The organism is Cytophaga aurantiaca DSM 3654, from assembly GCF_000379725.1.
GTDB lineage: Bacteria > Bacteroidota > Bacteroidia > Cytophagales > Cytophagaceae > Cytophaga > Cytophaga aurantiaca.
Window position 1 is genome coordinate 104851 of sequence record NZ_KB903626.1, and the last position, 6372, is coordinate 111222.

Genomic DNA, 6372 nt, shown 5'->3' on the forward strand with positions numbered 1-6372 from the left:
TGAGACAAACCTATATCAAAATCGCTAAAATCTGCGTCTAACATAATTTTTTAGAAACACTCTAAATAATAAGCTTTTCGGATGGCTTCATTATCAATTTTTTAGTCAAAAGTATTTCAATTCAGGAGGCTCCATTCTCAAAAAAAGGACGTATCTTTGTCTCGTACATATAGGCGCACGTAGAGATACAGTAAACGTCTTAATAATTCATAATTAATAGAATCACGGTTTATGTTAACAATCTCTGAAAACAAAGTAGTTCGTCTTACATACGAACTTAGCGAAGACAGCAACAAAGAAGAAATTATTGAAAAAGTTGATAAAGATCAGCCTGCTACCTTTTTATTTGGTGTAGGTGGATTATTACCTGAATTTGAGCAAAATCTTTTTGGCTTAAAAGAAGGTGATTCATTCAAATTTTCTATTGCATCTGAAAATGCTTACGGTCCAAATGACCCGAATGCATTGGTAGACATTCCAAAAGAAGCATTTACAATTGACGGAAAATTACAGGACGATATGTTGAAAGTTGGTAATATTTTGCCAATGAGAGACAACGAAGATAATTTTCTTCAAGGTCGAATCCTGGAGTTGAGAGACGATGTTGTCATCATGGATTTCAATCATCCTCTAGCTGGCAAAGACCTTTATTTCAAAGGAACCATTGTTGAAGTTCGTGAAGCAACGGCAGAAGAAATCAGCCACGGCCACGTTCACGGTGAAGGCGGTCACCACCACCATTAAGATTTAATTTAGAGCCTGTATTAAATACAGGCTCTAACTTTTTAAGGGGTTCTCCCGTATATATACTTTACGTCTATGGCAACAATCTTTAAAAAATATTTTCTGGTGCTTGCTGTTTTAATCAGCAGCATTCTTATCAGTAACGCTCAGATAAGCTTTGGTTTGGCGTCAACTATGAGCATTGGTTATTTGCGTTCTTCTCAGCTTAAACAAGGTGGACAAGCAATCGATGATCTAAACAGTTCCATTACAAATTTAGATTTCAAAGTACAGGCTGCAGCTCAGATCGGATTTCAGGCAGTTGCTCAATACCGTTTAACCCATCAGCTGTGCTTGGTTGCTACACCAGGTTTCAACCTGTTCCGTTCAACGTATAACAATATTTATATTTCGAACCAACAACAAACATCTACAGACTATATCACGCACAAAGTATTATCCACTGCAAAATTTAAAAGCACGCAGCTGATTCTGCCCATCGTTGCTAAATACTACATTATTCCCGATAAAAATTATTTTGCAACTGCAGGTTTACGTTTTGCATACAACACCAATATGCGCATGTATTCTGAAGAAGACTCCATCACTACCTATTACAATCAGAATGGAATGGCTGCAAGCAACAAGCAGGACCGTGAATACAAAGGCGTAAAAATTGACGGATACAAGCCTTTCCAAATGCATTTTTTACTTGGAATCGGCACTTCCATTTTAACAGGTTACCGTCACAATCTGGACATTGAATTAACGTATGCGATTCCTCTTACTTCTTCTCCGTACTATACAACAGATGCAACCTATACTGCGAATGCATTAACCAATAGCGTATATACCAAAGATGGTAAAGCCGGTTTTGAAAATGCCTCCGGAAAAAATTTAGATCATTTCAGAATGCATCAGATCTCACTAACCGTGCGCTATCTGCTCTATTCCATCAACAAATAATTTTTCTTCTGAATATCTTCAGAGTTTATCCATAGATTATAACCGTACTCATTTATTCATATCTGTTGACTATTGCCCATGATGAATATTGAAAAAGAACGCATTATACATTCCAAAGAAATATGCTCATGGAAAAAATGGGGACCCTATGTGAGTGACCGCCAGTGGGGCACTGTAAGAGAAGATTATAGTAAAGACGGTTCGGCCTGGGAATACTTTCCACACGATATGGCCCGCAGCAGAGCCTATCGCTGGAGTGAAGATGGCATCGGCGGTATCAGCGACGATCAGCAACACATTTGTTTTGCACTGGCCTTCTGGAATTACAATGACCCGATCATAAAAGAACGTTTTTTTGGATTAACAGGTAATGAAGGCAATCACGGAGAAGATGTAAAAGAATACTATTATTATCAGGATAGTACGCCTACACACTCCTACATGAGAATGCTGTATCGTTATCCGCACGATGAGTTTCCTTACAATGAGCTTGTAACCGAAAATAAAAACCGTTCACGTTCAGAAGACGAATTTGATTTAATTCATAGTGGCGTATTCGACAACAATAAATTTTTTGATATTTATATCGAATATGCAAAAAACAACGAAGAAGATATTCTTATAAAAATTGAAGTGGTAAATAAATACCATGAAGAGAAAGAGCTTGTTGTTTTACCTACCGTGTGGTTCCGTAATACCTGGGATTGGGAACACGATGCCAAGAAGCCTTCTCTGTACTCCATTACAGACAACGAAATCAGACTCGCGCATTCCGATTTCGGAACCTACCATTTTTATTTAGATCAACATCCCGAATTATTGTTTTGTGAAAATGAAACAAATACCAAACGTGTATTTGGTGTGAATAATGGCAAAACTTTTTTTAAGGATGGAATAAATGATTACATCGTAAATAACGAAAAAACTGCTGTCAACGACGCGAAGACCGGTACTAAAGCCGCAGGTGCATATAGAATACAAGTTGCAGCAAACAATAATTACATTCTTCGTCTTCGATTAAGTAAAGAAAAAGTAGACAATCCTTTTGAAAATTTTGACAACATCTTTGCGCAGCGAAAATCCGAAGCAGATATTTTTTACGAAGACTTGCAATCACATATTCGTGAAGATGATCTGAAGAATATTCAACGTCAAGCCTACGCAGGCATGATGTGGGCAAAACAATATTATAATTTTGATGTTTCGAAATGGCTGGATGGAGATGAAGTAAATCCTCCTTTCATTGATTTCGATGTGCATCGCAAGCATGGCAGAAACGCGACGTGGAGGCACATGCACTGTTCGGAAATTATCTCGATGCCCGACAAATGGGAGTATCCATGGTTTGCAGCCTGGGATCTTGCTTTTCATTGCATACCAATTGCTCGTATCGACCCTTCGTTTGCAAAAGAACAATTGCTTTTACTGCTCGATGAAAAACATCTTCATCCAAGCGGACAGATCCCTGCATATGAATGGAGTTTCAGCGATGTGAATCCACCTGTGCATGCCTGGGCAACGTTACGTATATTTCAAATTGACAGAAAGATCCGATGTGACAAAGGTGACTTTGATTTTCTCGAACAATCGTATCATAAACTCTTACTAAATTTTACCTGGTGGGTAAATCAAAAAGATAAAAACGGAAGCAATATCTTCGAAGGCGGTTTCCTTGGTTTGGATAACATCGGAATTTTTGATCGCAGCAAACCCTTGCCAACAGGTGGATTCATGGAACAGGCAGATGGAACTGCCTGGATGGCTATGTTCTCTTTGAACATGCTGAAAATATCACTGGAACTTTCATTGCATAATCCAAACTATCAAAGTATGGCATGCAAGTTCTTTGAACACTTCTATTACATTGCTGCTGCACTGAACAATATTGGCGAGAATGATAATTCATTGTGGGACGACAATGAGAAATTCTTTTACGATCTGCTGCACTTACCTAACGGAAAAGTACAGCGTTTGAAAATCAATTCTATGGTTGGTTTGATTCCGCTGTTTGCAGTAGAAACAATCATTGCAGAGAGTTATGAAGATTTGCCAATATTTAAAAAACAGGTTGATTATTTTATTAAAGATCGTGTAGACTTAACAAGCAACGTTTCCCGTTTAGACGAACCGGGTGTTGGTAAAAGAAGATTGCTTTCTTTGTTAAGAGGTTTCCGGATGAAACAATTGTTGGTGCGTATGCTGGATGAAACAGAATTTCTTTCTGAATACGGCATTCGTGCTTTATCAAAAATTCATAAAGATCATCCGTATAAATATCAGCTGGATCATCAGATATATCAAATCGAGTATGAGCCTGGAACCTCGACTACGTCTTTGTTTGGAGGGAACTCCAACTGGCGCGGCCCCATCTGGTTTCCGGTAAATTATCTGATCATTGAATCCTTATTGAAATATCATTTGTATTACGGTGATGATTTTAAAATTGAATACCCTTCACATAGCGGTAAGTTTTTAACCATTCGTGATGTTGCTGCACAGCTTGGTATTCGATTGATGAAACTGTTTAGAAAAAATGAAGGAGGCAAAAGGCCTATTTATAATGATTATCCGAGAATGCAGAATGATCCTGCCTTCAATGAAGAAATATTGTTCTTCGAATATTTTCATGGAGACAATGGTTCAGGATTAGGTGCATCTCACCAAACAGGCTGGACGGGCTTAATAGCCGATATGATATTTAAGTTCGGTTATTACGATCAGGAAAATTAATTATACAATAGAATGAAAATAAGATGCGGCGGCGTACCGGAACATTTTAATTACCCATGGCACGTTGCAATCGAGCAAGGATATTTTGCTGCAGAAGGAATTGAGTTGGAATGGTTGGATTATAAAGGCGGCACTGGTGCTATGTGTCAGGACTTACGTGCAGACATCATTGATATTGCAACGCTTCTTACCGAAGGAGCCATTGCAGATATTGCAAAAGGTAATCCTGCAATTATAGATCGTGTGTATGTTGCATCTCCGCTTATCTGGGGCATTCATACAGGTGCTGCATCTCATCATACGAACCCCGATAAACCAGGCCCTATAAAATATGCTGTCAGCAGAATGGGTTCAGGTTCACATCTTATGGCACTTGTTGATCGCATGCAACGTAGTTTAGATCTAACAGATGCTTCATGGGAACTGATCCAGAATCTGGATGGTGCAAGAGTTTCTCTGCAAAAAAATGAATCTGATTATTTTTTATGGGAAAAAAATATGACAGCACCTTACGTGTATAACGGAGAGTTAAGGAGAATAGGTGAATGCCCTACGCCCTGGCCTTCTGTTGTGATTACTATAAGTACTGCTGCATTGAATCGCATTAAAAATGTTGAAGGCATGTATCGTGCTTTACAAAAAGCCGTAGCATTTATTCAGCAACTGCCGGACCCTGCACAGACGATTGCTGCAGTGTACGATATTAAAATTGAAGATGCACGTGATTGGTATGCCCGTATCCAATGGGGAAACAAGGAGTCGCTTTCTAAAAACGATTTTGATTATACAGCAACTGCCTTGGTTGAAGCCGGCATCTTAGATACGAAACCATCGTATGAATCTGTTTGCAAATAGTATTTAAATTCCTGTAAAAAAATATCTATAGATGTTTAGTCCCGTTAGGGACATAATATCTGTAGATAGAAATTAATTAGAAATATATTCGCCCAAATCCCGTAGGGATGGCATATTTTAATTCTATATAATCCGTCGCTCCTTTACGGAGCTCCGTGCGTGTTAGATTTTTGTATATAATTTTCTACAGACATTTCATCCCTACGGGATTAAAATAAAAAGACTCCAACGATAGCTCGTTGGAGTCTTTTTATTTATAACTCATTCATTTTATTTTATGATCTGTATCCAGCCTGTAAGCGGCTCAGGATACACTTCACTTTTCAGATCAATGATGTAGAAGTATGTACCGTCTGCCAGTACTTCACCATTTCTATAATTCGTTCCATCCCAGTTCTTAACATAGCCTGATGATTTCCATACCAAATTACCCCAACGGTTGTAAATCTCTACGGTCACATTCGGATAACCTTCAATGTTCTTGATCTCCCAGTCATCGTTGTTGCCATCGCCGTTTACGGTGATCACATTCGGTACTTCGATCGGTTTAACTACATACACCGTAACATCGTCTGTTGTTGAACATGTTGTTGCCCCGCTTGTATTGCTTACCGTTAAGATATATGTGATCGTCTGCGTTGCCGTGAAGTTCGGATTGCTTACCGTTGCATCGCTCAAATACGTTGCCGGTGACCAGCTATACGTTGATCCGCCGCTTCCGTTCAGGTTGCTTGTCTCACCCTCTTTGATGAAGATATCTGCTCCTGCATGTGCGATCGGGGTCTGAACGATTGTCAGATTCACTGCCGCTGAAGTGGAGTTACAGGTTAAGTTGTCTTCATAAAGCGTATAGTTTCCTGCCTCTGTTGCTGTATAGTTCGCATTTGTTGCTCCTGCTATATCAACTCCGTCGCGTTTCCACTGAAGGTTTGTTCCTGTTCCAACTGTTCCATGGAANGTTACACTTGCAGGNGAACATACCGTCTGATCTGTTTCCTGAATCACAGGAGCTGGGATCGGTTTGATATCCATTACGATCTCTGTCGATTTGAATGGATTCGGGCCCGATAGACATCCTGAAGTAGATGTTAACTCTAC

The 6372-nt window shown here is 39.2% G+C and carries 5 protein-coding genes; 4 read left to right on the forward strand and 1 reads right to left on the reverse strand.

Annotated elements, in window-relative coordinates:
* Positions 1-231: 231 nt before the first annotated feature.
* The 4 genes from A3EE_RS0105855 (at position 232) to A3EE_RS0105870 (ending at position 5274) form a co-directional block, all read left to right on the forward strand.
* Positions 232-744, forward strand: coding sequence for an FKBP-type peptidyl-prolyl cis-trans isomerase (locus tag A3EE_RS0105855; protein WP_018342506.1), 513 nt, complete (start codon positions 232-234; stop codon positions 742-744).
* A 75-nt stretch (positions 745-819) separates the two neighbouring features.
* Entirely contained in the window at positions 820-1689 is an 870-nt protein-coding gene (locus A3EE_RS0105860; protein WP_018342507.1) for an outer membrane beta-barrel protein, read from the forward strand.
* A gap of 78 nt (positions 1690-1767) precedes the next feature.
* On the forward strand, positions 1768-4419 hold the full coding sequence (locus A3EE_RS0105865; RefSeq protein ID WP_157446900.1) for an MGH1-like glycoside hydrolase domain-containing protein: 2652 nt from the start codon (positions 1768-1770) through the stop codon (positions 4417-4419).
* Between the two features lie 12 nt (positions 4420-4431).
* Complete coding sequence (locus A3EE_RS0105870) at positions 4432-5274, forward strand: substrate-binding domain-containing protein (RefSeq protein ID WP_018342509.1); 843 nt, start codon at positions 4432-4434, stop codon at positions 5272-5274.
* Positions 5275-5544: 270 nt separating this feature from the next.
* Here A3EE_RS0105870 and A3EE_RS0105875 read toward each other — a convergent pair whose 3' ends face one another.
* Positions 5545-6306 (reverse strand): T9SS type B sorting domain-containing protein, encoded by a 762-nt coding sequence (locus A3EE_RS0105875; RefSeq protein ID WP_026209618.1) that lies wholly within the window; start codon positions 6304-6306, stop codon positions 5545-5547.
* Positions 6307-6372: the final 66 nt, after the last annotated feature.